Annotated in this window: 27 protein-coding genes; 10 read left to right on the forward strand and 17 right to left on the reverse strand. The window is 60.5% G+C overall.

Going from position 1 to position 26,788, the window contains the following annotated elements; genetic code table 11:
* Window positions 1–82 precede the first annotated feature (82 nt).
* Window positions 83–403: a hypothetical protein gene (locus tag ACYZT8_RS26050; RefSeq protein ID WP_461955851.1), complete on the reverse strand. Its 321-nt coding sequence runs from the start codon at window positions 401–403 to the stop codon at window positions 83–85.
* Between the two features lie 257 nt (window positions 404–660).
* Here ACYZT8_RS26050 and leuS point away from each other — a divergent pair, with 257 nt between their 5' ends.
* From leuS to ACYZT8_RS26075, 5 genes are all read left to right on the forward strand, one after another.
* Window positions 661–3,267, forward strand: a complete 2,607-nt coding sequence (gene leuS, locus ACYZT8_RS26055) for a leucine--tRNA ligase (protein WP_461977023.1) — start codon at window positions 661–663, stop codon at window positions 3,265–3,267.
* A gap of 87 nt (window positions 3,268–3,354) precedes the next feature.
* Window positions 3,355–3,960, forward strand: coding sequence for an LPS-assembly lipoprotein LptE (locus ACYZT8_RS26060; protein WP_461977025.1), 606 nt, complete (start codon window positions 3,355–3,357; stop codon window positions 3,958–3,960).
* Between the two features lie 39 nt (window positions 3,961–3,999).
* A complete protein-coding gene (gene holA, locus ACYZT8_RS26065) occupies window positions 4,000–5,037 on the forward strand; it encodes a DNA polymerase III subunit delta (protein ID WP_461977027.1) in 1,038 nt (345 codons plus the stop codon).
* A 218-nt stretch (window positions 5,038–5,255) separates the two neighbouring features.
* Window positions 5,256–5,420: an alternative ribosome rescue factor ArfA gene (arfA, locus tag ACYZT8_RS26070; RefSeq protein WP_065908951.1), complete on the forward strand. Its 165-nt coding sequence runs from the start codon at window positions 5,256–5,258 to the stop codon at window positions 5,418–5,420.
* A 62-nt stretch (window positions 5,421–5,482) separates the two neighbouring features.
* On the forward strand, window positions 5,483–6,805 hold the full coding sequence (locus ACYZT8_RS26075; RefSeq protein WP_461977030.1) for a lytic murein transglycosylase: 1,323 nt from the start codon (window positions 5,483–5,485) through the stop codon (window positions 6,803–6,805).
* Between the two features lie 92 nt (window positions 6,806–6,897).
* Here ACYZT8_RS26075 and ACYZT8_RS26080 read toward each other — a convergent pair whose 3' ends face one another.
* From ACYZT8_RS26080 to ACYZT8_RS26140, 13 genes are all read right to left on the reverse strand, one after another.
* Window positions 6,898–7,848: a S66 peptidase family protein gene (locus ACYZT8_RS26080; RefSeq protein ID WP_461977032.1), complete on the reverse strand. Its 951-nt coding sequence runs from the start codon at window positions 7,846–7,848 to the stop codon at window positions 6,898–6,900.
* A gap of 162 nt (window positions 7,849–8,010) precedes the next feature.
* Window positions 8,011–9,036 carry a lipoyl synthase gene (gene lipA, locus ACYZT8_RS26085; RefSeq protein ID WP_374039725.1) on the reverse strand — a complete coding sequence of 342 codons (1,026 nt, stop codon included), beginning with the start codon at window positions 9,034–9,036 and terminating at the stop codon, window positions 8,011–8,013.
* A gap of 1 nt (window position 9,037) precedes the next feature.
* Window positions 9,038–9,685: a lipoyl(octanoyl) transferase LipB gene (gene lipB, locus ACYZT8_RS26090; protein ID WP_128871443.1), complete on the reverse strand. Its 648-nt coding sequence runs from the start codon at window positions 9,683–9,685 to the stop codon at window positions 9,038–9,040.
* Window positions 9,685–9,960, reverse strand: a complete 276-nt coding sequence (locus tag ACYZT8_RS26095) for a DUF493 domain-containing protein (protein WP_064679955.1) — start codon at window positions 9,958–9,960, stop codon at window positions 9,685–9,687. The genes lipB and ACYZT8_RS26095 overlap by 1 nt, the downstream gene beginning before the upstream one ends.
* A gap of 80 nt (window positions 9,961–10,040) precedes the next feature.
* Window positions 10,041–11,198, reverse strand: coding sequence for a D-alanyl-D-alanine carboxypeptidase family protein (locus ACYZT8_RS26100; RefSeq protein WP_131063094.1), 1,158 nt, complete (start codon window positions 11,196–11,198; stop codon window positions 10,041–10,043).
* A 182-nt stretch (window positions 11,199–11,380) separates the two neighbouring features.
* Window positions 11,381–12,394 (reverse strand): septal ring lytic transglycosylase RlpA family protein, encoded by a 1,014-nt coding sequence (locus ACYZT8_RS26105; RefSeq protein WP_461977034.1) that lies wholly within the window; start codon window positions 12,392–12,394, stop codon window positions 11,381–11,383.
* On the reverse strand, window positions 12,394–13,404 hold the full coding sequence (gene mltB / locus ACYZT8_RS26110; protein ID WP_461977036.1) for a lytic murein transglycosylase B: 1,011 nt from the start codon (window positions 13,402–13,404) through the stop codon (window positions 12,394–12,396). Before mltB ends, ACYZT8_RS26105 begins: the two co-directional genes overlap by 1 nt.
* Window positions 13,405–13,421: 17 nt before the next feature.
* Window positions 13,422–14,525 (reverse strand): rod shape-determining protein RodA, encoded by a 1,104-nt coding sequence (gene rodA / locus ACYZT8_RS26115; protein ID WP_461982622.1) that lies wholly within the window; start codon window positions 14,523–14,525, stop codon window positions 13,422–13,424.
* Between the two features lie 31 nt (window positions 14,526–14,556).
* Window positions 14,557–16,452 (reverse strand): penicillin-binding protein 2, encoded by a 1,896-nt coding sequence (gene mrdA, locus ACYZT8_RS26120; protein ID WP_461977038.1) that lies wholly within the window; start codon window positions 16,450–16,452, stop codon window positions 14,557–14,559.
* Between the two features lie 10 nt (window positions 16,453–16,462).
* The gene (gene rlmH / locus ACYZT8_RS26125) at window positions 16,463–16,930 is read right to left on the reverse strand and encodes a 23S rRNA (pseudouridine(1915)-N(3))-methyltransferase RlmH (protein WP_007937439.1); all 468 of its coding nucleotides are present in this window, start codon (window positions 16,928–16,930) and stop codon (window positions 16,463–16,465) included.
* Window positions 16,931–16,939: 9 nt separating this feature from the next.
* A complete protein-coding gene (gene rsfS / locus ACYZT8_RS26130; RefSeq protein ID WP_461977040.1) occupies window positions 16,940–17,434 on the reverse strand; it encodes a ribosome silencing factor in 495 nt (164 codons plus the stop codon).
* A gap of 72 nt (window positions 17,435–17,506) precedes the next feature.
* A complete protein-coding gene (nadD, locus tag ACYZT8_RS26135; protein WP_461977042.1) occupies window positions 17,507–18,196 on the reverse strand; it encodes a nicotinate-nucleotide adenylyltransferase in 690 nt (229 codons plus the stop codon).
* Window position 18,197: 1 nt separating this feature from the next.
* A complete protein-coding gene (locus ACYZT8_RS26140) occupies window positions 18,198–19,469 on the reverse strand; it encodes a glutamate-5-semialdehyde dehydrogenase (RefSeq protein WP_461977044.1) in 1,272 nt (423 codons plus the stop codon).
* A 189-nt stretch (window positions 19,470–19,658) separates the two neighbouring features.
* Between ACYZT8_RS26140 and ACYZT8_RS26145 the strand changes: the two genes are divergently transcribed.
* Window positions 19,659–20,357 (forward strand): DNA-3-methyladenine glycosylase, encoded by a 699-nt coding sequence (locus ACYZT8_RS26145; RefSeq protein WP_461977046.1) that lies wholly within the window; start codon window positions 19,659–19,661, stop codon window positions 20,355–20,357.
* 184 nt (window positions 20,358–20,541) lie between these two features.
* Window positions 20,542–21,858, forward strand: coding sequence for a bifunctional DedA family/phosphatase PAP2 family protein (locus ACYZT8_RS26150; RefSeq protein WP_461977048.1), 1,317 nt, complete (start codon window positions 20,542–20,544; stop codon window positions 21,856–21,858).
* On the opposite strand, the gene ACYZT8_RS26155 is transcribed toward ACYZT8_RS26150, so the two are convergent.
* Genes ACYZT8_RS26155 through ACYZT8_RS26165 form a run of 3 tightly spaced genes read right to left on the reverse strand, consistent with a single transcriptional unit; the run spans window position 21,859 to window position 23,535 of the window.
* Window positions 21,859–22,449, reverse strand: coding sequence for an LON peptidase substrate-binding domain-containing protein (locus ACYZT8_RS26155; protein WP_131063032.1), 591 nt, complete (start codon window positions 22,447–22,449; stop codon window positions 21,859–21,861).
* 10 nt (window positions 22,450–22,459) lie between these two features.
* Window positions 22,460–23,176, reverse strand: coding sequence for an LrgB family protein (locus ACYZT8_RS26160; protein ID WP_461977051.1), 717 nt, complete (start codon window positions 23,174–23,176; stop codon window positions 22,460–22,462).
* Complete coding sequence (locus ACYZT8_RS26165; protein WP_461977053.1) at window positions 23,173–23,535, reverse strand: CidA/LrgA family protein; 363 nt, start codon at window positions 23,533–23,535, stop codon at window positions 23,173–23,175. The genes ACYZT8_RS26160 and ACYZT8_RS26165 overlap by 4 nt, the downstream gene beginning before the upstream one ends.
* A gap of 197 nt (window positions 23,536–23,732) precedes the next feature.
* Here ACYZT8_RS26165 and ACYZT8_RS26170 point away from each other — a divergent pair, with 197 nt between their 5' ends.
* The 3 genes from ACYZT8_RS26170 to ACYZT8_RS26180 all read left to right on the forward strand — a co-directional run bounded on the left by ACYZT8_RS26170 (window position 23,733) and on the right by ACYZT8_RS26180 (window position 26,691).
* On the forward strand, window positions 23,733–24,188 hold the full coding sequence (locus ACYZT8_RS26170) for a MaoC family dehydratase (RefSeq protein ID WP_461955868.1): 456 nt from the start codon (window positions 23,733–23,735) through the stop codon (window positions 24,186–24,188).
* 115 nt (window positions 24,189–24,303) lie between these two features.
* The gene (locus tag ACYZT8_RS26175; RefSeq protein WP_461977055.1) at window positions 24,304–26,022 is read left to right on the forward strand and encodes a C13 family peptidase; all 1,719 of its coding nucleotides are present in this window, start codon (window positions 24,304–24,306) and stop codon (window positions 26,020–26,022) included.
* A gap of 27 nt (window positions 26,023–26,049) precedes the next feature.
* Window positions 26,050–26,691: an oxidoreductase gene (locus tag ACYZT8_RS26180; protein ID WP_461977057.1), complete on the forward strand. Its 642-nt coding sequence runs from the start codon at window positions 26,050–26,052 to the stop codon at window positions 26,689–26,691.
* Window positions 26,692–26,788 lie beyond the last annotated feature (97 nt).

Raw genomic sequence — 26,788 nt, forward strand, 5'->3', positions numbered from 1 at the left:
AGCCTAAGTGGGTTGACGCAATGCGACAACAAATGCGGAAGGATTATGCTTTGAATAAACCATGGGTCATGGCTTGTAGCCGTTACTTGAATTGCAGAGACCGGACCTTTTCCGCGCCCCTGCCAGGTGCCTTGTCCTTGAGCCAGATGATCTTGGCCGAACGTGGTGCGTCGAGTTGCTTCACTGCTGCGGACAAGCATCCGTGTGTTTCACGTTCACTGCGATCCAGATAGGCTTTGACCAGTGCAAACTCTGCGGGGCTCAACCCACGCAGTTCCAGCTCCAAGGGACGCTCATCGCGTAGCCGGTCAGCGGTTTTTGCAGCGTCCAGGGCCATCCCCAGACGATCGATCAGTCTTTCGTACAGCACCGGTTTCGTGACTTTTTGCTGTGACTCAACCATCCCTCACCTCATTGAAGATAAGACTCACTCCCCATTTAGAGCTTAGCTTCCATGAACAAACCGGCTGAGTGCCGCGACCAACGGCCCTCGGGGTGCAATCAGGGTTTCCCTCGGTAGAGCGCGGTCATGTATGCTACGGCGCTTCCTGTAACTCCACTTCCAGCTCGTCTGGGCACCGAAACGCCAATTTGGCGTCGTCACCGTCCAGCGTTGCATTGAAGAGGATTAGGCCACCCCTATTCAGTTCAAAAGTAGCCATGCACGAACAATATCAGCCCCGTGAAATCGAAGCCGCCGCCCAGTCGTTCTGGGACGAGCAAAAGTCCTTTGAAGTCAGTGAACAGCCAGGCAAGGAGACTTTCTACTGCCTGTCGATGTTCCCTTACCCCAGCGGCAAGCTACACATGGGGCACGTGCGCAACTACACCATCGGCGACGTGATCTCCCGCTATCAGCGCATGCAAGGCAAGAACGTCCTGCAACCCATGGGTTGGGACGCCTTCGGCATGCCCGCGGAAAACGCCGCGATGAAGAACAACGTAGCGCCCGCCAAGTGGACCTACGAAAACATCGCCTACATGAAAACCCAGCTGCGCAGCCTGGGCCTGGCGGTGGACTGGTCCCGCGAAGTCACCACCTGCAAGCCTGATTACTACCGCTGGGAACAATGGCTGTTCACTCGCCTGTTCGAAAAAGGCGTGATTTACAAAAAAAGCGGCACCGTGAACTGGGACCCGGTCGACCAGACCGTCCTGGCCAACGAACAAGTGATCGACGGTCGCGGCTGGCGTTCCGGCGCGCTGATCGAAAAGCGCGAAATCCCGATGTACTACTTCAAGATCACCGCCTACGCGGATGAGCTGCTGGAGAGCCTCGACGAACTGACTGGCTGGCCTGAGCAGGTCAAGACCATGCAGCGCAACTGGATCGGCAAATCCCGTGGCATGGAAGTGCAGTTCCCGTACAACGTCGATTCCATTGGCGAAACCGGCGCGCTGAAGGTTTTCACCACCCGTCCGGACACCCTGATGGGCGCAACTTACGTTGCCGTGGCCGCCGAACACCATTTGGCCACCCTGGCCGCGCAGAACAACCCTGAGTTGCAAGCGTTCATCGCTGAATGCAAGGGCGGCAGCGTTGCCGAAGCCGACGTCGCCACCCAAGAGAAGAAAGGCCTGCCGACCGGCCTGTTCGTCGAGCACCCGCTGACTGGCGAAAAACTGCCTGTGTGGGTCGCCAACTATGTGCTGATGCACTACGGCGATGGTGCGGTCATGGCCGTACCGGCTCACGACGAGCGCGATTTCGAATTCGCCCACAAGTACGACCTGCCGATCAAATCGGTGGTGCGCACCAGCTCTGGCGAGACCAACCCGGCCCCGTGGCAAGACGCCTACGGCGAGCACGGCACACTGATCAATTCCGGTGAGTTTGACGGTCTGGACTTCGCCGGCGCGTTCGACGCCATCGAAGTCGCGCTGATCAAGAAGAGCCTCGGCGCCTCGCGCACCCAGTTCCGCCTGCGCGACTGGGGCATCAGCCGTCAGCGCTACTGGGGCTGCCCGATCCCGATCATTCACTGCACCACCTGCGGTGATGTGCCGGTCCCGGAAGATCAACTGCCAGTCGTGCTGCCGGAAGACGTGGTGCCGGATGGCGCCGGTTCGCCGCTGGCGCGCATGCCGGAATTCTACGAGTGCAGCTGTCCGAAATGCGGCCAGCCTGCCAAGCGTGAAACCGACACGATGGACACCTTCGTCGAGTCGTCGTGGTACTACGCCCGTTACGCCTCGCCGCACTATGAAGGCGGTCTGGTGGAAAAATCCGCGGCTGACCACTGGTTGCCGGTGGATCAGTACATCGGCGGTATCGAACACGCCATTCTCCACCTGCTCTACGCGCGCTTCTTCCACAAGCTGATGCGCGACGAAGGCCTGGTGAGCTCCAACGAGCCGTTCAAGAACCTGCTGACCCAGGGCATGGTGATCGCCGAGACTTACTACCGTCGCGAAGCCAATGGTGCCTACACCTGGTTCAACCCGGCGGACGTCGAACTCGAACGCGACAGCAAGGCCAAGGTTATCAGCGCCAAGTTGATCGCAGATGGTCTGCCGGTGGAAATCGGCGGCACGGAGAAGATGGCCAAGTCGAAGAACAACGGCGTCGACCCACAGTCGATGATCGACCAGTTCGGCGCAGACACCTGCCGCCTGTTCATGATGTTCGCCTCGCCACCTGACATGAGCGCGGAATGGTCCGACTCCGGAGTCGAAGGTTCGCATCGTTTCCTCAAGCGCGTCTGGCGCCTTGCTCAAGCGCACGTCACTCAGGGCCTGCCGGGCAAACTGGACGTCGCCAGCCTGAACGACGAGCAGAAAGCCATTCGCCGTTCGATCCACCTGGCCATCAAGCAGGCCAGCCACGACGTCGGCCAGAACCACAAGTTCAACACCGCCATCGCTCAAGTGATGACGCTGATGAACGTGCTGGAAAAAGCCGCGCAAGGCACCGAACAGGATCGCGCACTGGTTCACGACGGTCTGGAAGCCGTGACGTTGCTGCTGGCTCCGATCACCCCGCACATCAGCCACGAGCTGTGGAATCAATTGGGTCACGCTGGCCCAGTGATCGACGCCGGCTGGCCGGTGGTGGACGAAACCGCGCTGGTGCAGGACAGCCTGACGCTGGTCATCCAGGTCAACGGCAAGCTGCGCGGCCAGATCGAAATGCCGGCCACCGCGACTCGCGAAGAAGTCGAAGCCGCTGCCCGTATCAACGAGAACGTGCTGCGCTTCGTCGATGGCCTGACTATTCGTAAAGTGATTGTAGTGCCCGGGAAACTGGTCAATATCGTCGCCAGCTAATTGGATCAGGCGCCAGGCAAGCCTGGCGCCGAGTTAAACCTTTCGGGCCGCACGATCGGCCCACATGGTTTCAAGGGGAGCAACAAGATGATCAAACGCAATCTGCTGGTGATGGGCCTCGCAGTCCTGTTGAGCGCCTGCGGTTTCCAGCTGCGCGGCACCGGCACCAATGAACTGGCGATCAAGGAACTCGACCTGAGCGCCCGCAACGCTTACGGCGAAACCGTGACGCAATTGCGTCAGCTGCTGCAAAGCAGCGGCGTCAAGGTTTACACCGGAGCTCCGTACAAACTGGTGCTGACCGATGAGCAGGAAAGCCAGCGTATCCTCAGCTACGCCGGTGCCGGCCGTACTGGTGAGTATCAGGTGAGCACCGTGCTGAGCTACGACATCCGTGGCGCGCGCGACCTGCCGCTGATGAGCGACAAGCTCGAAGTGCAGAAGATCTTTATCCACGACGGCAACAACCTGGCGGGTTCCGACCAGGAAGCCAGTACTGTTCGCGTAGAAACCCGTCGCGAGTTGGTTCAACGCATGATGCTGCGCCTGTCACAGCTCACTCCGACTCAGTTGGAGCAGTTGCAACAGACCGCCGATGCTCGGGCAAAAGCTGAAGCCCAGGCACTGGAAGCAGCGCAGAAGGCTGAAGCGGAAACCCCGCGCCAGTCGCCCATCGAAATCCCGCAGCAATAAGACTTACGGGGCGCCCAGGCGCCCCGTTCGCCCTTTCTTATGAAACTCGCCCCCGCCCAACTCGGTAAACACCTGCAAGGTGCCCTCGCGCCGGTCTACATCATCAGTGGCGATGACCCACTGCTGTGTCAGGAAGCCGCGGACGCCATTCGTGTCGCCGCCCGCCAACAGGGCTTCGACGAACGCCAGGTCTTCGCCGCAGACGCCAGTTTCGACTGGGGTACGCTGCTGCAGGCTGGCGCCAGCATGTCGCTGTTCGCCGAAAAGCGCCTGCTGGAACTGCGCTTGCCGTCCGGCAAACCCGGTGACAAAGGTGCCGCTGCGTTCATCGAGTACTGCTCGCGCCCGGCCGAAGACACAGTGCTGCTGATCAGCCTGCCCAAGCTGGATGGTAGCGCGCAGAAAACCAAGTGGGGCAAGGCGCTGGTCGAAGGGCAGCAGACGCAGTTCGTGCAGATCTGGCCGGTGGATGCCAACCAGTTGCCGAGCTGGATTCGTCAACGGTTGTCCCAGGCCGGGCTTTCTGCCAGCCAGGATGCCGTGGAACTGATTGCCGCGCGGGTCGAAGGCAACCTGCTGGCCGCCGCCCAGGAAATCGAAAAGCTCAAGCTGATGGCCGAAGGTGGCCAGATCACCGTTGAAACCGTGCAAGCAGCGGTGGCTGACAGCGCGCGCTTCGATGTCTTTGGCCTGACCGATGCGATTCTCAACGGAGAAGCCGCGCATGCCCTGCGTATCCTCGAAGGGCTGCGCGGTGAAGGCGTCGAACCACCGGTGATTCTCTGGGCGCTGGCCCGGGAGCTGCGTCTGCTGGCCAACCTTTCGCTTCAGTACAGCCAGGGTGTGCCATTGGACAAAGCCTTCAGCCAGGCCCGCCCGCCGGTCTGGGACAAGCGCAAACCGCTGATGAGCAAAGCCCTGCAACGCTACCCGGCGCAACGCTGGGCGCAGTTATTGTTGGAAGCGCAGCGCATCGACGCGCAGATCAAGGGCCAGGCCGCCGGTTCGCCGTGGATGAGTTTGAGTCGTTTGTCGTTGTTGATGGCGGGCCAACGCCTGTCGTTGCCCGCCGAGTAAGGTTTCTGTGGCGAGGGAGCTTGCTCCCGCTGGGTTGCGAAGCGACCCCTGTTCTGTCAGTCAAACCAAGTTCGCCAACTAGCGGCTGCTGCGCAGCCGAACGGGAGCAAGCTCCCTCGCCACAGGTATCCTTTCCCACACAATATAAGGTCTAGACAGAACCCCAACTTCAGCAGATTATTTCCCCCGCAAAAACCACTCAATCGAGAGATCTGATCATGAGCAAAAAGCCATCCAGGCATGGCCCCAACAAGGCCAAATCCATCATCGCCCAGCCACTGTTCCGCAGCCGTCAGGAACGAGCCGGCAAGGGCAAAGGCAGCTACCGCCGCGAAGCCTTCCAGTCTAATAGCTGGGAGGCTTCTTACTTTCTGGCGGCCTGAAAGGCAAGCGCCCGCTCAACATGTTAAGGTCTGCACCTGATTCGTATTCCCTGGACCTGTGCATGCCCCTTAGTCTTTCCCGTCGTTGGCCCCTGCGCCAACTGATCGCTGCCTCCAGCCTCATTTTGCTTGTCGCCTGCGCGGAAAAACCGACCGCCGCCGACGCCCAGCCGCTTCAGAGCCTCCCCATCGCGACAGCCCCTGCGGTCATTCCGCCCGTGGTGCCGACCGGTGAAAACCTCGACATCCAGCCCACCCAGACCTTCGCCGAATGGCAGGCAGGTTTCCGCAAAGACGCGCTGGCCGCCGGCATCCGCGCCGATCTGTTCGACCGCGCCTTCGCCAATGTCAGCCTGGACACCAGCGTGATCCGCGCCGATCGCAGCCAGCCCGAATTCTCCCGCCCTGTGTGGGAATACCTCGACGGCGCCCTGTCGCCGCTGCGGGTCCGTAAAGGTCAGGCGCTGGTCAGCCAATACGCCGACATTCTGCAAAGCATCGAACAGCGCTACGGCGTCGACCGCCAGGCATTGGTGTCGGTGTGGGGCATGGAGAGTAACTTCGGTCAGTTCCAGGGCAACAAATCAGTGATCAACTCCCTGGCGACCCTGGCCTACGAAGGCCGGCGTCCAGGCTTTGCTCATGCGCAACTGATCGCCGCCCTGCAAATCCTGCAACAAGGCGATATCGAGCCGGAGAAAATGCTCGGCTCCTGGGCCGGTGCCATGGGCCAGACCCAGTTCATCCCGACCACCTACAACACCCACGCCGTGGACTTCGACGGTGACGGCCGCCGCGACATCTGGAACAGCCCCGCCGATGCCCTGGCCTCGACGGCCCATTACCTGCAAAGCTCCGGCTGGCAGAGAGGCCAGCCATGGGGCTTTGAAGTGCAGTTGCCGGGTAGCTTCAACTACGTTCTGGCCGACGGCACGATTCGCAAGAGTGTCGCTGAATGGCAACAGTTAGGTGTCTCACTGGCCAATGGCGCCCAGGTTCCGGCGGGTTCCGAACACCTGTCCGCCGCCCTGCTGCTGCCGGCCGGTTATCGTGGCCCGGCGTTCCTGGTGCTCGACAACTTCCGTGCGATCCTCAAGTACAACAACTCGTCGTCTTATGCGTTGGCGGTGAGCCTGTTGTCCGAGCGCTTCAATGGCGGCGGCCTGATCAACGGCACCTGGCCGAAAGATGATCTGCCGTTGAGCCGCACCGAGCGGATCGAACTGCAAAGCCTGTTGAGCGCGCAGAATTACGATGCGGGCACTGCTGACGGGATTATCGGCGCGAATACTCGCAAGGCGATTCGCAGTGCACAGCAGTCGTTTGGCTGGCCGGCGGATGGGTATCCGACGCACAAGCTGCTTGAAGGCCTGCGCAGCCGCTAAAAGCATCGCGGGCAAGCCACGCTCCCACAGGTTATTCGCAAACCCTGTGGGAGCGGGCTTGCCCGCGATGGCTGACTATCAGAGCTAACGAACTACCGCTTGACCACCACATCCTGCTCCAACACCAACTCCTTCTTCCCCGCATCCAATCGAACCAACGCGCCCATCGGCAACGTCAGGTTCGGATCACAATGCCCGCTACGCCATCCAGCCAGAACCGGTATCCGCAACGGCTCGAATGCTTGCTTGAGCAATCGCTCCAGCCCAACCGCATCAACCCCCGCCACATCCCCCACCAGTACGCCGCGCAACTTGCCCAGCGTGCCGGCCAGACGCAGGTGAGTCAGCAACCGGTCGATGCGATACAGCGGCTCGTTGATGTCCTCGATAAAAAGAATGACGCCTTCAGCCTCCATCTCATACGGCGTACCCATTGTCGCGGCAATCATCGACAGATTGCCCCCCAGCAAACGCCCGTGAGCGATGCCTGGCTCGATCGTGGTCAGCGGGTAAGCCACCGGGTGCGAAATCACACTGCCCGCCTTCACCTGCCCTCTGAGCATGTTGAAAAACGAAGACTCGGTCGGTTTTTGTTTCTCGCCCAGCAGATCGGCATTGAGCAACGGACCGTGAAAGGTCACAAAACCGGCATAACGGCTGATCGCCACGTGAAGCGCCGTGATGTCGCTGTAGCCGATGAACGGCTTGGCGTTGTTTTGCAGCAATTCGAAATCGATGCGATCGAGCAAACGCGGCGTGCCGTAACCGCCGCGCAGACAAATGATCGCGTCGACTTCGGTGTCGGCGAACGCCGCGTGCAAGTCATTGAGCCGCACGTCGTCGCTACCGGCCAGGTAGCCATCCTGTTCGTACACCCCGGGAAACACTCGCAGCGCATAACCGCGAGCGCGCATCCAGGCCACGGCTTTATCGGTGTCCAGCCCGGCAGGACCGGCGGGCGCAATGACACCGATCAGCCCTTGCGAGGGCAAGGCCGGAACGGGTGAGTGAGGAAACAGAGTGTGAGTCGGTCGAACGGTCATCCATGAATCTCCCTGCGCGAAAAGCTTCAGCACACAGTAGTCAGGAACGGGGACAAACAGAAGAGGATCAGTCGCCCCGCAGGTTGCAGGAAAAGACTGTAGTGGCCGTAGGCACGGCCAACAAAAACGCCCGCAAGGCTGAAAAACCTTGCGGGCGCTTTCTTACAGAGACGACATCAATTCAGCTTTAACCAGCTTCGCCTGCTCGTCGGCGTGATACGAGGAACGTACCAGCGGGCCGGAAGCAACGTTTTTGAAGCCCATTTTGTAACCTTCCTCGGCGAACCAGGCGAACACGTCCGGGTGCACGAAACGCTGAACCGGCAAGTGGCTGCGGGACGGTTGCAGGTATTGGCCCAAGGTCAGCATGTCGATGTCGTGTTCGCGCATGCGCTTCATGACTTCGATGACTTCTTCGTCAGTCTCGCCCAGGCCCAGCATCAGGCCGGACTTGGTCGGAATGTGCGGCATCATCTGCTTGAAGCGTTGCAGCAGTGTCAGCGACCACTGGTAGTCCGAACCCGGACGCGCGGCCTTGTACAAGCGAGGCACGGTTTCCAGGTTGTGGTTGAACACATCCGGTGGCTCGGCTGCGGTGATTTCCAGCGCGACGTCCATACGGCCACGGTAGTCCGGGACCAGGGTTTCGAGCTGTACGTTCGGCGACAGCTTGCGGATCTCGCGGATGCAGTCGGCAAAATGCTGGGCACCGCCGTCACGCAGGTCGTCGCGGTCAACCGAGGTGATCACCACGTACTTGAGCTTCAGGTCTGCGATGGCGATGGCCAGGCTTTCCGGCTCGTTGGTGTCCAGTGGCTTTGGACGACCGTGACCCACGTCGCAGAACGGGCAGCGACGGGTGCAGATGTCGCCCATGATCATGAAGGTCGCGGTGCCGCCGGAGAAGCATTCGCCGAGGTTCGGGCAGGACGCTTCTTCGCAGACGCTGTGCAGCTTGTGTTTGCGCAGCAGGGCCTTGATGCGGTCGACTTCCGGCGAAACCGGGATACGCACGCGGATCCAGTCAGGTTTCTTGGGCAGTTCGGTCGTCGGAATGATCTTTACCGGGATGCGTGCAACCTTCTCGGCGCCGCGCAGCTTGACGCCGGCTTCAACCTTGGCACGCGGGGCCGGACGCTCGGTTACATCGAGCGTCGGGATCATGGTTTGCACTGCATCAGTAGTCATATCAGTCGATTCCGCCCGTTAGGGTCGTCTGCTCAGCATAGTCGAGGTGTTTGACGAGCTGCGCGCGCAGCCGGGCACTTACCTCGGCAAATTCAATCGATCCTGCGTGATCGCTTAGCTGGGTCATCGCCAGCCCGGCGTAGCCGCAGGGATTAATCCGTCGAAACGGTTCCAGGTTCATGTCCACGTTCAGGGCCAGGCCATGAAAGGAGCAACCGTGGCGAATCCGCAGACCCAGAGACGCGATTTTCGCCCCATCGACGTAGACACCTGGTGCATCAGGCTTGGCCGCCGCGGTCACGCCGTAGCTGGCCAACAGCTCGATCAGGCAGTGTTCCATGCGGGTGACCAGGTCACGCACACCGAACCCGAGCTTGCGCACGTCGAGCAGCAGATAGGCCACCAATTGGCCGGGACCGTGGTAAGTCACCTGACCACCGCGATCGACCTGCACCACCGGAATATCCCCCGGAAGCAGCAAGTGCTCGGCCTTGCCGGCCTGGCCTTGAGTAAACACCGGAGGATGTTCGACCAGCCAGATCTCGTCCGCGGCATCGCTGCCACGTTCGTTGGTGAAGCGTTGCATGGCATGCCAGACCGGCTCGTAAGCCATCTGGCCGAGCTCGCGAAAGCCCAGCGTGCCAGACATCACAGCACCATGTGCACGAAACCGGTAGCCCGCAACTCGCTGTTGATGTCGTACAGCTGTTCTTGACCGGTGGCGATGATGTGCAACTGGATGGTGGTGTACTTGCCGTTGGTGCTCTGGCGCTCGGCCAGGGTCTCGTGGTCAACGGTCGCGTGTTTCTCAAGGATCGCAATGATCTTGTCCTTGAAACCCACGCCGGTATCGCCGATCACCTTGATCGGGTAATCCGCGCAAGGGAATTCGATCTTTGGCGCCTTTACTTCGGTATCTGTCATGGCGTAACGGCCTCGTAAGCCGTGGCAACGGACATGGCCCCGCTCCGGATTGGAACGGGGCCATGCAAGTCCACACTAATTCAGTTGAACAAGCCGTAGAAGAATAGACGGATGCTATCCCACATGCGGCGGAAGATACCACCCTCCTCGACAGCGTCCAGGGCGATCAGGTCGGCGCTGTGCACCACCTTGTCGTCCAGTTTCACTTCGACTTTACCGATCACGTCGCCCTTGGCGATTGGCGCAACCAGTTGCGGGTTCATGGTCATGCTGGCGGCGAGCTTTTTCAGCTGGCCTTTTGGCAGGGTCATGGTCAGGTCTTCAGCCAGGCCGGCCTTGACTTGATTGGTGCTGCCCTTCCAGACAGGGGCCTGAGCCAGCTCGGCGCCTTTCTGATAGAAGGTCTGGGTTTCGAAGAAGCGGAAACCGTAGGTCAGCAGCTTCTGGGTTTCAGAGGCACGGGCCACTTCGCTGTTGGTGCCGAACACCACGGCGATCAGGCGCATGCCATCACGTACAGCTGAAGACACCATGCAGTAGCCGGCTTCGTCGGTGTGACCGGTTTTCAGACCGTCGACGGTCTTGTCACGCCACAGCAGCAGGTTGCGGTTAGGTTGCTTGATGCCGTTCCAGAAGAACTCTTTCTGCGAGTAGATCGCATAGTGAGCCGGGTCTTCGTGGATGATCGCGCGAGCCAGCACGGCCATGTCGTGAGCCGAAGAGTAGTGCTCAGGGTTCGGCAGACCGGTCGGGTTCATGAAGTGGCTGTTGGTCATGCCCAGGTCGGCCACGGTTTTGTTCATCATGTCGGCGAATGCGTCTTCGCTGCCGGCAATGTGCTCGGAGAGCGCAACACTGGCGTCGTTACCCGACTGAATGATGATGCCGTGCAGCAGGTCGCTGACAGTGACTTGCGAGCCGACCTTGATGAACATCCGCGAACCGCCGGTGCGCCAGGCGTTTTCGCTGACGGTCACCGGATCGTTTTCACCGATCTGGCCACGACGGATTTCCAGGGTCGCGATGTACGCGGTCATCAGCTTGGTCAGGCTGGCCGGCGGCAGACGCTGGTCACCATTGTTCTCGACCAGCACGTTACCGCTGCTGGCGTCCATGAGCACATAGGCTTTGGCGGCCAATTGAGGTGGCGACGGCATCATCTCGACCGCGAACGCGGCAGGCGAGAGGAGCAGCGGGACTAGCAGGCACAGGCGTTTGGCAAAGGTGGTGATGTTCATCCGTCTCTCGAAATCGCTAATGGAAACTGCCCGAAGGCAAAACTAATCTAGATGGTTTTCTATCGAACCATCGCGTGTTCAGTCGTTCACTCAGAACCCTTGCCGGGCTTTTGTTCTTCAACGAGCCAACAACCAGGTCCACCCCCCAAACCGCAAGCGAACCGTCACTCAAGTACTACGTATTACTCGGCGGTGACCACGCTCGGCGAACCGAGATTGGCCAGGCGCACGCTGTTCTGCACTTGCTGGATTTCACCCGGCGAACCGATCGGCCCCAGGCGCACCCGGTGCAGGGTCTGTTGATTGCGCACGATCGAGCTGATGAACACCGGAGCGCTCACCATCCCGCTTAGCTTCGATCTCAGGAGTTCTGCAGCGTCCGGGTTGGCGAACGCGCCCACCTGCAGATACTGGCCAGAGGCTGGTACAGAAGCGTTTTTTTTTGCATCCATCTGCACGGGCACTACGGCCGCCGCGTGTTGCTGCGGCGGTGGCGTCCATTGCTCGACGGTGCCGGCCGAAGCGGTAATCGTCGGCGCGGCATTTTGCGCTACTTGCGGCTCGTTGAGCATCAAAGGCGCCGGACGGCCCTTTTGTGCCCACCACTGTTGCGGATCGATACCTTCAACCTTGACCCGCGCGGTGCCGGTTTCGGCATAACCGAGTTTTTTCGCGGCGGCATAGGACAAGTCGATAATGCGGTCCGAGTAGAACGGCCCGCGATCGTTGACCCGCAGGATCACGCTCTTGTTGTTGTCCAGGTTGGTCACCCGAACGTAACTTGGCAGTGGCAAAGTCTTGTGAGCGGCACTCATGCCGTACAGGTCATACACCTCGCCATTGGCCGTGTTCTGACCGTGGAATTTGGTGCCGTACCAGGACGCCGTGCCCGAGGCGACATAGGTCTTGGATTCCTGCAACGGGAAGTAAGTCTTGCCCAGCACGGTGTACGGGTTGGCTTTATAAGGACCGGAGTGCAAGGTCGGCGTGGCATCCGGGATGCGCGAAACGTCGACATCCCACCATGGCGCGCCATCTTTGTGCGCACGGTTGATGTCCAGCCCCGGCGTAGAACGCACGGCAGTGGATGAAGATTTCTGAGCCGGCGCGCGGCTGGTCGAACAACTGGCGACCAGCACCGCCAACGCGGCGAAAGCCATCAGCTTCAGGGGTTTATTCATAGGCAATGCCCGCATTACTTGACGCCCCGTGCTTGGACCAGCTGTTCAGACAGTTGATGTACCGCCATGGCGTACATCACGCTGCGGTTATATCGCGTGATTGCGTAAAAATTCTTCAGGCCCATCCAGTATTCAGGACCATTGTCACCTTCCAGGCGGAAAGCCGTGACCGGCATATCATCGCGCAGCGCATCATGACTCGACCAGCCCAAGGCTCGCAACTCCCCGACCGTTTTAGTCGGCTCGATGCCCGTCGTCAAACCTGCGGCCACCTGCTCGCCACGCACATCGGCGCGGCTGACCACCGGTTCACCGGCAACCCAGCCGTGACGCTTGAAATAACTGGCGACGCTGCCAATGGCATCGTCCGGGTTGGTCCAGATATTAATGTGGCCGTCACCGTCGAAGTCCACCGCATAGGCGCGAAAACTGCTCGGCATGAACTGCGGCAAGCCCATTGCGCCGGCGTATGAGCCTTTAAGGGTCAGCGGATCGACCTGCTCCTCACGGGCCAGCAACAAGAACTCACGCAATTCCTTGCGGAAGAATTCGGCACGGGGAGGATAGTCGAAACCCAGGGTCGACAAGGCGTCGATCACCCGGAAATTGCCGGTATTGCGGCCGAAAAAGGTCTCAACGCCGATGATCGAGACAATCACCTGAGCCGGCACGCCGTATTCCTGCTCGGCACGGGCCAGTACTGCCTCGTGCTGACGCCAGAAGTCCACACCACGGGCGATGCGCGCGTCGGTGATGAACATCGGGCGGTATTCGTTCCACTGCTTGACCCGTTCGGCAGGTTTCGAGATCGCGTCCAGAATCGACTGCTTGCGCTCGGCCTCGCGGAACACGCCCATCAGCTGTTCACCGGCAAAACCGTAGTCGCGGGTCATTTCACCGACGAATTCGGCCACCTGGGGTGAGCCTTCGTAATCGCCGGCCAACGCGTCCTGCGTTGTGCCAAGGATGCTTACCAGGCCGACCCACGGCGCGTATCGAGTCGCCCAGCCACGCATTACTTGCATTGACATCTTCACCTTATTCAAACCTGTGCGATCCACTTACGATGGGTATGGATCGACATCAAAACCCCAAACGCTGACAGCAGCGTTACCAGCGAAGTTCCTCCGTAGCTAATGAACGGCAACGGCACCCCCACAACCGGCAACAGGCCACTGACCATACCGATGTTGACGAAAACGTAAACAAAAAACGTCATGGTCAGGCTGCCCGCGAGCAATTTGCCGAACAATGTCTGGGCCTGGGCGGTAATCACCAGCCCGCGGCCGATCAACAACAAGTAAATCAGCAGCAGTGCGCAGATGCCGACGAGGCCGAACTCTTCGCCCATCACCGCAATAATAAAGTCGGTGTGGCTTTCCGGCAGGAAGTCCAGGTGCGACTGGGTGCCGAGCAGCCAGCCTTTGCCGAACACGCCGCCGGAACCGATGGCGGCTTTGGACTGAATGATGTTCCAGCCGGTGCCGAGCGGATCACTCTCGGGATCAAGGAATGTCAGGATTCGCTGCTTCTGGTAGTCGTGCATGATGAAGAACCACATCGCCACGGCCACCGGCACGGCCGCCGCCAGCACGCTCATGATCCAGCGCCAGCGCAAACCACCCATGAACAATACGAACGCCCCCCCAGCGAGAATCAGCAGCGAGGTGCCAAGGTCCGGCTGACGTACGATCAGGATAAAGGGCAAGCCGATCAGGAACAGACTGACGCCCACATGCTTGAGCTGCGGCGGCAACGTGCGCTTGGACAAGTACCAGGCGATGGTCGCCGGCATCAGGATCTTCATGAATTCGGAAGGCTGAAAGCGGATCACCCCCGGAATGTTGATCCAGCGCGTGGCGCCCATGGCGTTATGGCCCATGACGTCCACCACCACCAGCAACAGCACGCCGACCACATAACCGACTGGCACCCAGCGGGCCATGAAGCGCGGCTCGAACTGGGCGATGACGATCATCGACACCAGGCCGATGCCGAACGACGTGGCTTGCTTGGCCAGCAGGTCCCAGCTCTTGCCACTGGCCGAATACAGCACGAACAGGCTGCCGGCGGCGAGGGTCAGCAGCAGGATCAGCAACGGGCCGTCGATGTGCATGCGTTGCAACAGCGTCGCACGGCGACGCATCACATCCTCACTGGAGAGGATGCGATCGAAATTACTCTTCACGGGCCGTAGCCTCCGCACTGATAGGGCTGGCGTATTCGGCCTTCAACCGACCGTCCTGGTCCAGAAGCCAGGCGTCCATGATTTGACGCACCACGGGCGCGGCGACTCCGGAACCGGATTCACCGTTCTCGACCATCACCGACACCACGATTTGCGGGTTGTCGGCCGGCGCGAAGCCGACGAACAAGGCGTGGTCGCGATGGCGTTCCTGAACCTTGGAGCGGTCGTACTTCTCACCCTGCTTGATCGCGACCACCTGAGCCGTACCACTTTTGCCCGCGATGCGGTATTGCGAACCGATCGCCGCTTTGCGCGCCGTACCCCGGGCACCGTGCATCACCTGCTGCATGCCGTGGTTGACCCTAGTCCAATCGGACGGGTCACGCAGGACGATGTCCGGCATCGGGTTTTCATCCTTGGGCCGCTCGCCTTCGACGGTTTTGGCCAGGTGCGGACGGTTCCAGATGCCTTTGTTGGCCACCAGCGCCGTGGCCTGGGCCAGTTGCAGCGGCGTGGACTGCATGTAGCCCTGGCCGATCCCCAGAATCAGTGTTTCGCCTGGGTACCAGGCCTGACGGCGGGTTGCACGCTTCCACTCACGTGTCGGCATCAGCCCCGGCGACTCTTCGAACATGTCCAGCGAAACCTTCTGGCCGATGCCGAACTTGGTCATATACGCCGACAAGCGATCGATTCCCAGCTTGTGGGCCAGGTCGTAGAAGTAGGTGTCGTTGGACCGCATGATCGCCGTGTCCAGATCGACGTAGCCGTCACCGGTACGGTTCCAGTTACGGTATTTGTGATCGTAGTTGGGCAACTGGTAATAGCCGGGGTCATACACCCGACTCGACGCGGTCACCACGCCAGCATCCAGGCCGGCAATCGCCACCGCCGGCTTGATGGTCGAGCCCGGCGGGTACAGGCCGCGCAGCACGCGGTTGAACAGCGGCCGGTCAATGGAGTCGCGCAGCTCGGAATAGGCCTTGAAGCTGATGCCGGTGACGAACAGGTTCGGATCGAAACTCGGCGCACTGACCATCGCCAGCACTTCGCCGGTTTTCGGATCGAGCGCCACCACGGCGCCACGACGACCACCGAGTGCCGCTTCGGCGGCTTCCTGCAATTTGATGTCCAGGCTCAGGACGATGTCCTTGCCGGGAATCGGATCGGTACGCTTGAGCACGCGCAAGACGCGGCCCCGAGCGTTGGTCTCGACTTCTTCGTAACCCACCTGGCCGTGCAGTTCGGGCTCGTAGAAACGCTCGATGCCGGTTTTGCCGATGTGGTGGGTGCCGCTGTAATTGACCGGATCGAGCGACTTCAGCTCTTTCTCGTTGATCCGCCCCATGTAACCCACCGAGTGCGCAAAGTGCGGGCCCTGCGGATAGTGACGCACCAACTGCGCGACCACTTCCACCCCCGGCAGACGGAACTGATTCACCGCGATGCGGGCGATCTGTTCTTCGGTCAGCTCGAACAGGATCGGCACCGGCTCGAACGGCCGGCGCCCCTGACGCATGCGTTTCTCGAAGATCACCCGGTCTTCGGGCGTCAGCTCCAGCACTTCGACAATCACGTCGAGCACTTGCTGCCAGTCGCCGGACCGCTCGCGGGTCATGCTCAGGCTGAAACTGGGCCGGTTATCGGCCACCACCACGCCATTACGGTCGAAGATCAGCCCGCGAGTCGGCGGAATCGGCTGCACATGGACGCGGTTGTTTTCCGACAGGGTCGAGTGGTACTCGTACTGAATCACCTGGAGGAAATACAGCCGCGCGATCAGCACACAGATCAGCAGCACCACCGCAATGGCCCCGAACACGACGCGGCCACGCACCAGACGGGCGTCTTTTTCGTGGTCCTTGATGCGGATCGGCTGGGGCATGAGGGCAGAACTACTTGTGGTAAGGGTGGCCGGACAAAACTGTCCAGGCACGATACAGCTGTTCGCCGATCAGAATCCGCACCAGCGGGTGCGGTAACGTCAACGGCGACAACGACCAGCGCTGATCGGCACGCGCACACACTTCCGGCGCCAGCCCTTCGGGGCCGCCGACCATGAAATTGACCGTGCGCGAGTCCAGCCGCCAGCGATCGAGCTCGACCGCCAACTGCTCGGTGCTCCAGGGCTTGCCGTGGACTTCGAGGGTCACAACCCGCTCATTCGGCCCGACCTTGGCCAGCATGGCTTCGCCTTCCTGACGGATGAAGCGCGCCACGTCGGCGTTCTTGCCACGGGTGTTGAGCGGTATTTCCACCAGTTCCAGCGCCAGCTCGGACGGAAGACGCTTGGCATATTCATGCCAGCCTTCTTCCACCCACTTGGGCATGCGTGAACCGACGGCGATCAGTCGCAGTCGCACAGCGGTCCCTTATTGCTGGTCTTTGTTGAGCTTGATGAAATGCTCATGGGTGTTTTCCGGGCTGTGGTGAGCCGCGTTCAGAGCACGGCTCTGTTCCGCACCGGACCACAGACGCTCGAGGTCGTAAAACTGACGAGCCGAGGCCGTCATCATGTGAACGATGACGTCATCCATGTCCAGCAGCACCCAATCGCTGTCGCCCTTGCCTTCTTCACCCAATGGCTTGACGCCCAGGGCTTTGACGGCCTCGCGGACTTTGTCCAGCATCGCGCCGATCTGACGGTTCGACGTACCGGTAGCGATGATCATGAAGTCAGTGATGCTCTGCTTTTCACGAACGTCGATGACCTGGATGTCCTGGCCCTTGACGTCTTCCAGGGCCGCGACGGCAACCTTGACCAGCTCATCACCCTTCAGGGGCTCGGTGGTGAGAACCGGCTCAGGCAGCGGGGCGCTCTTGAACGTGCCTTTGCGCTTTACTTTAGTTACGTCTTTGTTCGTCATATAAAACTCGTTTTGCTCGTATGTTCGGGCGCTTCGGTACACGCGTTCACGTGTTTTGAAGCGCTCCCTTTTTCAGTTCGACGCACGGTAGAGACCGTGCGCATCGATGTAGGCCAGGACCGCGTCGGGCACCAGGAAACGTACCGACTTACCGCTGGCCAGCAGTTGACGGATCTGGGTGGCGGATACCGCGAGCGGCGTCTGCCAGACGAATGCAATCTGTCCGCTCGGCCCTTTGAGGGCCAGCGGGTCGCTCACCGAGCGTGCCGCCAACAGATTGCGCAAGGCATCCGGCGGTTCGCTGTCGGCATCCGGGCGTTGCAGCACCAGGATGTGGCAATGCTGGAGCAACTCTTCCCAGCGGTGCCAAGTGGGCAGGCCGCAAAATGCGTCCCAGCCCAAAAGTAGAAAAACCTGGTCAGACACGGCCAATTCAGCGCGCATCAGTTCCAGGGTGTCGATGGTGTAGGACGGTTTGTCCCGCTGCAATTCGCGGGCGTCCACCACCAACGGCGCCACACCGGCCACCGCGCACTCGACCATCGCCAGACGGTCCTTCGCCGACACCTGCGGCGTACCGCGATGTGGCGGCCTGGCACTGGGTGTCAGGCGTAATTCATCGAGCGCCAGCGATTCGGCGACCTCCAGTGCACCGCGCAAATGGCCGATGTGCACCGGATCGAAAGTCCCGCCCAGCACGCCAATGCGTCGAGGCGCAGGCTCGCTGGCAGTTTGCGGGGCTGACGTTTTGAAGTCGCCCAAGTCAGACCGACGCCTGGCCGCGCAACTGGCCATCACCGACCACGATGTACTTCTCGCAGGTCAGTCCTTCGAGACCCACCGGGCCGCGGGCGTGCAGCTTATCAGTAGAAATGCCAATCTCGGCACCCAATCCGTATTCGAAGCCATCGGCGAAGCAGGTCGGCGTGTTGATCATCACCGACGATGAATCGACTTCCGCCACAAAACGCCGTGTGTCGGCGAGGTTTTCGCTGACGATCGAGTCGGTGTGATGCGAGCCGTACTGATTGATGTGTTCGATGGCCTGGTCCAGCCCGTCGACGACGCGGATCGAGAGAATCGGCGCCAGGTATTCGGTGTTCCAGTCTTCTTCAGTTGCCGCAATAGCCTCGATGATCGCACGGGTACGTTCGCAACCGCGCAGTTCGACGCCTTTTTCGCGGAACTGTGCAGCCATGGACGGCAGGAAATCTTTGGCAACGGTTTGATCCACCAGCAGCGTTTCCATCGCGCCGCAGATGCCATAACGGTGAGTCTTGGCGTTGAAGGCGATGCGCTGGGCTTTCGGCAGATCGGCATGGGCGCTGACGTAGACGTGGCAAATGCCGTCCAGGTGCTTGATCACCGGCACGCGGGCATCGCGACTGACCCGTTCGATCAGGCCACGGCCACCACGAGGCACGATGACGTCGACGTATTCCGGCATGGTGATCAACGCGCCAACGGCCGCACGATCGGTGGTTTCGACTACTTGCACCACCGCAGCGGGCAATTCGGCCTCGGCCAGGCCGCGCTGGATGCAGGCAGCAATGGCGCGATTGGAATTAATGGCCTCGGAACCGCCACGCAGGATCGTCGCGTTGCCGGACTTCAGGCACAGGCTCGCGGCATCGATGGTCACGTTCGGCCGGGATTCGTAGATGATCCCGATCACGCCCAACGGCACACGCATCTTGCCGACCTGAATCCCCGATGGCCGGAAGCTCATGTCGCGGATCGCGCCGACCGGGTCCGGCAGTGCCGCCACCTGACGCAAACCGACGATCATGCCGTCGATGCGTTCCGGGGTCAGCGCCAGACGTTCAAGCAATGCCGGTTCAAGACCATTGGCCCGACCCGCGGCCAAATCCAGTTCATTGGCAGCCGTCAGCTCGGCGCGTGCAGCGTCCAGCGCATTGGCAGCCGCCTGCAACGCGCGGTTTTTCTGCGCAGTGCTGGCACGGCCAATGACGCGAGAAGCTTCGCGGGCGGCGCGACCCAGGCGGGTCATGTAGTCAAGAACGGACTCAGTCATTGTCTGTGGTGGTCTTTGCTAAGGTCTTGGTAAAGAGTAAAGCGGCAGATTATAGCTGTCGCGTCCCGGGACTAACAGCGGTGACGGGCGGATGGTCGAAATGGAGGGCAATTAGCCGACGTTCAGCCGGGATTAAGCTGCAAATTGTTATCATCACGACTCAATCAGCCTTGATTAACACCGTTCATCATGTCCAATCTGACTGTTCGAGCGTCCACCGCAAGCCTGCCCACGGGGCTCCCGGACGCTTTTTTCGACCGAGACGCCCAAACCCTGGCCCGGGATTTACTCGGCAAGGTCATCCGTCATCGAGTGTGCGATCTGTGGCTCAGCGCCCGGATTATTGAGACCGAGGCCTATTACTGCGAAGAAAAAGGCAGCCATGCGTCCCTCGGCTACACAGAAAAGCGTAAGGCTTTGTTTCTGGATGGCGGACACATTTATATGTATTACGCCCGCGGCGGTGATTCCCTGAACTTCAGCGCTCAGGGACCGGGCAACGCAGTGCTGATCAAATCCGCCTATCCATGGGTCGATGAGTTGAGCGGGTCGGCAAGCCTGGCGCAGATGCTGTTGAACAATCCAGACGCCCAAGGCCGCCCTCGCCCTTCGCAAAAACTCTGTGCCGGGCAGACCTTGCTCTGCAAGTCGCTGGGTTTGAAGGTGCCGGTCTGGGACGCCAAACGCTTTGACCATGAGGTGTTGCTGGTCGAAGACGTCGGCCCGGCGCCTGCTCACATCATTCAAACCACGCGCCTGGGCATTCCCCACGGACGCGATGAGCATTTGATGTACCGCTTTGTCGATGCGGCTTACGCGCCGTATTGCACACGGAACCCGCTGCGACGGGGGCAGGTCGAAGGTCGCGATTATTTTTTGCTGTCCTGATGTTTGATTCAACGCGAACCCACTGTAGGAGCGAGCCTGCTCGCGAAAGCGTCCGTCCAGGCGATGTTGGTGGCGTCTGACGCGACGCCATCGCGAGCAGGCTCGCTCCCACAGGGTTCGGTGGTGTTTGGGAAACTGTGTTCGTCCCTTCAGGCGATTATAGAAATTCAATGGAGTTGTTTTTATGGGCCCATGGCTCGATAGCGTGACCGGTTGGCTGGCGGCAAACCCGCAATGGCTGGCCGCGGCGGTGTTCATAGTGGCATTTGTGGAGTGCCTGGCGATTGCCGGGTTGATCGTGCCCGGCACGGTGTTGCTGTTCGCCGTGGCGGTACTGGCCGGCAGCGGCGCGCTGTCATTGAGCGAAACGCTGTTGCTGGGGTTCGTCGCCGGCGTGCTGGGCGACATCGCTTCGTACTTCATCGGCCGACATTTCCACCAGAACATCCGACGCCTGCCGGGGTTGCGCCATCATCCGGAATGGATCGCCGGCGCCGAGGCATATTTCCAGCGCTACGGCATCGCCAGCCTCTTGGTCGGACGCTTTATCGGCCCGCTGCGCCCGATGCTGCCAATGGTCGCGGGGATGTTCGACATGCCGTTCCCGCGGTTCGCCGCTGTCAGCTTGCTCGCCGCCGCAGGCTGGAGCATCGCTTACTTGCTGCCCGGCTGGGCCACGGGCGCGGCGATTCGCTTGCCATTGCCCGACGGTTTCTGGCCAGAGGCAGGGATCGTCGCCGGCAGCATCGCCGTCATGGTGGGCTTGAGCATCACCAGCAGCATGCGCCGCCATCGTAAAGCGACGGTGCTGATTGCCGGCATGAGCCTGCTGATTCTGGCAGGGCTGTTTATCGGCTATCCGCACCTGACTGCACTCGATCAGGGGGTGATGACCCTGGTGCAGGAACACCGCAGCCCGATGCTCGATGAAGTGGCCGTCACCTTCACGCTGATCGGAGAGTTCCGCAACATGCTGCTGTTCAGCGCCCTGCTGACCGGTTTGCTACTACTCACCCGGCAATGGCGCCAGGCGATTTTCGCGGGCGGCACCCTGCTCTTCACTGCCCTCGGCAACACGTTCACCAAGCAGTTTTTCGCCCGCGTGCGCCCGGAAGTACTGAGCGATCCGCTGACCAGCTACAGCATGCCCAGCGGCCACGCCTCGGGTTCCTTCGCGTTGTTCCTGACCCTCGCCGTATTGGCCGGCCGCGGCCAGCCGCCGCGGATGCGCCTGACCTGGTTGCTGCTGGGTTGCCTGCCGGCGCTGGCGATTGCCTTGTCGCGGGTGTACCTGGGGGCGCATTGGCCAACGGATGTACTGGCCGGCGCAATGCTGGCGGCGTGCGTGTGTGCAGCGAGCTTGTGGTTGAACCAGCGCCAGGCACCGCTCAACGCCATGCCGCCAAAAGTCTGGTGGCTGGTGTTGCCGGCGATGGTGGCGTTGTTCGGGTTCTTTGCGTTGCGGCATTTGCCGCATGCGATGTTGCGGTATGCCTACTGATCAGGCAAACAACTCACCCTGCAATTCATCCAGCAGCGCCTGAATCGCATCCAGTCGCTGCTGGGGATCATCGAGTTGCAGCAGATCAATCTTGTCCAACTCAGCAAACGGCAGCAGGTAGGCCAGCTGATTGGCCAAGGATTGTTGCCCGGTCGCTTCGGTGCCCATGTTCAATGCTTCGACCATCGGGTGTTCGGCCAGGGCCTTGAGCAGTGCGACCAGGTCCGCGTCCTCGTCCTGCAGCGGTTGCTCGGGCTCGTCTTCGAGCCACTCGACGTCAGCGACGGTCAATTGATCGCGCTGCACCTCGGTGCGCAATACATGGAAACGCCGTCCACCTTGCACGCGAATGCCCAGCAGACCGTTGTCTTGCTGTTTGAAATCGGTGATCAACGCTTCGCAGCCCACCAGTGCATAGCCCGCCGGCGCGATGCCCACTTCTTCGCCGTCGAGAATGCACACCACGCCAAAACCGCCGCCCTGTTTCATGCAGCGGCTGATCATGTCCAGGTAGCGCGCCTCGAAGATCTGCAAGTCGAGGATGCAGCCAGGAAACAGCACCGTGTTAAGCGGAAAAAGCGGCAAGCTCATAGACATTTCCTTACACCACCATCGACACTGCCAACGGCAGGAACACCGCCGTGGCCACGCCCATCAGACTCATCGCCAGCGCCGCGAAGGCGCCGCATTCTTCACTTTCCTGCAAGGCCACTGACGTGCCGACCGCATGGGCGGTCATGCCCAAAGCCATACCGCGGGCTTCAGGGCTGTGCACACCCAGTCGGGTCAACAGACTCGGCCCGAAGATCGCACCGATCACGCCCGTGATCAACACGAACACCGCCGCCAGCGCCGCGACACCACCGATCTGCTCGGCCACCAACATGGCAATCGGCGACGTCACCGACTTCGGCGCCATGGTCATCAGAATCATGTGTTCGGCGCCAAACCACCAGCCCAGCAACACGCCCATGCCCGTGGCAACCACGCCGCCTATCACCAGCGTAGTAAATATCGGCCAGAACAACTGCCGGATTCGTCGAAGATTGAGGTACAGCGGCACGGCCAGTGCAACAGTCGCAGGCCCGAGCAAGATGCTGAGGATCTCGGTGCTCTTGCGGTACTCGGCAAAGTTGATCCCACAAAGCACCAGCACGCCGATCACCAACAGCATGGAGACCAGCACCGGCTGCAGAAAGATCCAGCGGGTTTTCTCGAAGGCCGCCAGCACCAATTGATAAGCGCCCAGCGTAATGCCGATACCAAACAACGGATGATGAATCACCGACTCCACCGCGCCGTGCCAATCGAGGATCATTGGCTGTCTCCGCGATGTGTATGACGCTTGACCATGCGCTGCATCAGCACCCCGGCAAAGGCCATGGACAGCACCAGCGACAACACTAAAGCGCCGACGATGGCCCAGAAATCCGCGGCAATGTCCTTGGCGTAAACCATGACGCCCACGGCCGGCGGAACCAGCAGCAGGGGCAAGTATCGCAGCAGGCTGCTGGCGGCCAGGTTCAACGGCTCACCGACTTGTCCGCGTGAAATCAGGTACACCAGCAACAGCAGCAGGCCGACAATCGGCCCGGGCAGCACCGGTAAAAACAAATGGTTGATGGCTGTGCCCAGCAATTGGAACAGCACCAGCCAGGTCAGGCCACGTAACAACATCCAGCATCTCCCGCACGCACTCCCCACCAAAAAGGGGCCGGGCATTATAAGCACGTCAACGCTATGGATCGGCATTCGCCAAAAGCATGGTCAGTTGACCGGAGCAATTTGCCATGTTGATCTAAAGTGGTTCACAGGGAGGTCAAATCCCCCCACTCGAAAAACTATAAATCCGATGAAACCCAAGGAGAGTCTCAATGCCCTATGTTCCCGTTGCAGAGCTCAAAGATTATGTCGGCAAGGAACTCGGACGTTCCGAATGGCTCACCATCGACCAGGACCGCATCAACCTGTTCGCAGAAGCCACAGGCGATTATCAGTTCATTCACGTCGACCCGGTCAAAGCCGCGCAAACGCCATTTGGCAGCACCATTGCACACGGATTCCTGTCGCTGTCGCTGATCCCGAAACTGATGGAAGACATCCTGATCCTCCCTCAAGGGGCGAAGATGGTGGTCAACTATGGCCTGGACAGCGTGCGTTTCATCCAGCCCGTGAAGGTCAACTCCAGGGTTCGCCTCAAGGTCGACATGAACGAAGTCATCGAAAAGAAACCCGGCCAATGGCTGCTCAAAGCCACCGCCACGCTTGAAATCGAAGGGTCGGACAAACCGGCGTATATCGCCGAGCCGCTGTCCCTCTGCTTCGTCTGACACATGCCTGATTGCGAAACAGCTCACGCTGTTTCGCGCTGTGTCTCTGCCGTGTCTCTATAAATGCGACACATAGCTGCGGCATACTCCGTCGCATAATTGCCCGGATCCCGCTATGCGCTCACTTGCACTCCTTGCCCTGACCCTATTGCTCACCGCTTGCGGCGATGGCGAATCGCTGCTGCCCCCCGATGCCCGCTTGCCGGACGGCGGGCGCTATCGCGGTGATCTGGTCAACGGCTTGCTGCAAGGCCAGGGCCGCATCGACTACCCGAACGGCAGCTGGTACGCCGGCGAGTTCGACAAGGGCCAATGGCATGGCCAGGGCGAATGGCATGGCAGCAACGGCGAGGTCTATCGCGGACAATTCAATCAAGGCTTGTTCGACGGCCAAGGCACGCTGACCACCCCCGGCAGCAGCTACACCGGCGGATTCAAGCTCGGCCGCCGCGACGGTGAAGGCACGCTCAAAGAAAACGCGATGACCTATCGCGGTGAATTCAAGGCCGATCAATATTCAGGGCTCGGTCGTCTCGAACTCGACGACGGCAGCTCCTACCAGGGCCAGTTCGCCCACGGCAAACCCAATGGCGAAGGCCAGCGCGGCGATGGCAGTGGCAATCAGTTCACCGGGCACTTCAAAGACGGTCAGCTGGAAGGCAACGGGACCTTCAACAGCGCCGACGGCGACATCTATGTCGGTGGCTTCAAGAACAATCAACTGCACGGCAAGGGCCGCTACGAAAACGCCGACGGTGATGTCTGGCTGGGTCAATTCAAGGAAGGCTCGCTGAACGGCAAGGGCGAGTTGATCGGCGCCGATGGCAGCCATTACATCGGCCAGTTCAGCGACTGGCGCTTTACCGGCCAGGGTCGATTGAACCTGCCCGACGGCAGCTTCTATATCGGCCAGTTCGACGGTGACAGCTACTCGGGGCGCGGCACCCTGGTGCTCACCGACGGCACGGTGCAAAGCGGTACGTGGATCAATGGTCAACGTGTTCGCGATGCCGATGGCAAGTTGCTGCCCGACACCCTGGAGCTCGGGTTGCTGGCTCAGGGCCGGTTACTCGATGACGCCCTGTCCAGCGTGCCGGCCTCGACCCCGGTGGTCGAGCTGTACACCTTGACCCTGGGCGGTGACGGCAAGCAGAGCGTGTTCCTGCGTGAGTCCGATTACGTCAGCAACATGCTCAGCAGCCGCTTCGGCGCCTTCGGCCAGATTCGCCTCGTGAACCATCGCGACCACCTGGTCGACCGGCCGATGGCCACCCGGGAAAACCTGCGTCGCGCCGCGATGACTTTGGCCGAACGCAGTGGCCCGGAAGACTTGGTCTTCATCTACCTGACCAGCCATGGCAGCAGCGAACATGAACTGGTGCTCGACCAGCCGCGCATGGAGTTGGCCGATCTGCCGGCCGACGAACTCGCCGCCGTGCTTGCGCCCCTGAAAAATCGCGACAAGATCGTTGTGATTTCATCCTGCTATTCCGGTGGTTTCATCCCTGCCCTCAAGGACGAACGCACGCTGATCATGACCGCCTCTCGCGCCGATCGCGTGTCCTTCGGTTGCTCGGAGGAAGCCAACTTCACCTACTTCGGGGACGCGCTGTTCGCCCAGGCACTGAACCAGACCGATGACCTGGAACAGGCCTTCAAGCTGGCCAAGGCCACCGTGGCGGAGCGTGAACTGGCCGACGGCTTCGAAGCCTCTGAACCGCAGATCTGGGCGCCGAAAACCGTTCTCTCGCACTGGCAGCTTTTACGCAAACAGCAGGCACGAAAAGCACTACAAAGTGTCTCTATCAGCAGCAAGGATGCAAAGAGCAACTAAGCTGAACAGTATCAAGGGAGAAACACTATGTACTTGACGCCTCAGCATGTATTGCTTGCCGGAGCTACCGGGTTGACCGGTGAACATCTGCTTGATCGCTTGCTCAATGAGCCAACGATTTCAAGGGTTTTAGCCCCCTCACGCCGTCCACTGGCCGAGCATCCCCACCTGGAAAACCCGGTCGGTGATCCGTCCGTGTTTCTGCCGCAACTGAACGGTCGTGTCGACATCGCCTACTGCTGTCTCGGCACCACGATCAAGCAGGCCGGCTCCGAACAAGCCTTTCGCGCAGTCGATCTGGACATGGTGGTGGCGTTCGCCAAACGTGCGCGGGAGATGGGTGCACGGCATTTGATCGTGATCAGTGCCTTGGGGGCTGATCGCAGATCCTCGGTTTTCTACAACCGGGTCAAAGGCGAAATGGAGTATGCATTGCGCGCGCAGGACTGGCCGCAACTGACCATTTGCCGACCTTCGCTGTTATTGGGCGATCGCGTCAAGCCGCGACTGGGCGAGAAAGTCGCCGGTCCGTTGTCGCGATTGATTCCGGGCAAGTACCACGGCATCGAAGCCTGCCAACTGGCCCGCGCCATGTGGCGCCTGGCGCTGGAAGAGCAGGATGGCGTGCGGGTGGTTGAGTCGGATGAGTTGCGCAAGTTAGGCAAATAATGCCCCACAAAGATCGTTCCCACGCGCAGCAAAGGAATGCCTCAATGGACGCTCCTCGTCCGCTTTGGGACGCAGAGCGTCCCGGGCTGCATTCCCA

It is taken from the genome of Pseudomonas sp. LB3P93, from assembly GCF_054898025.1.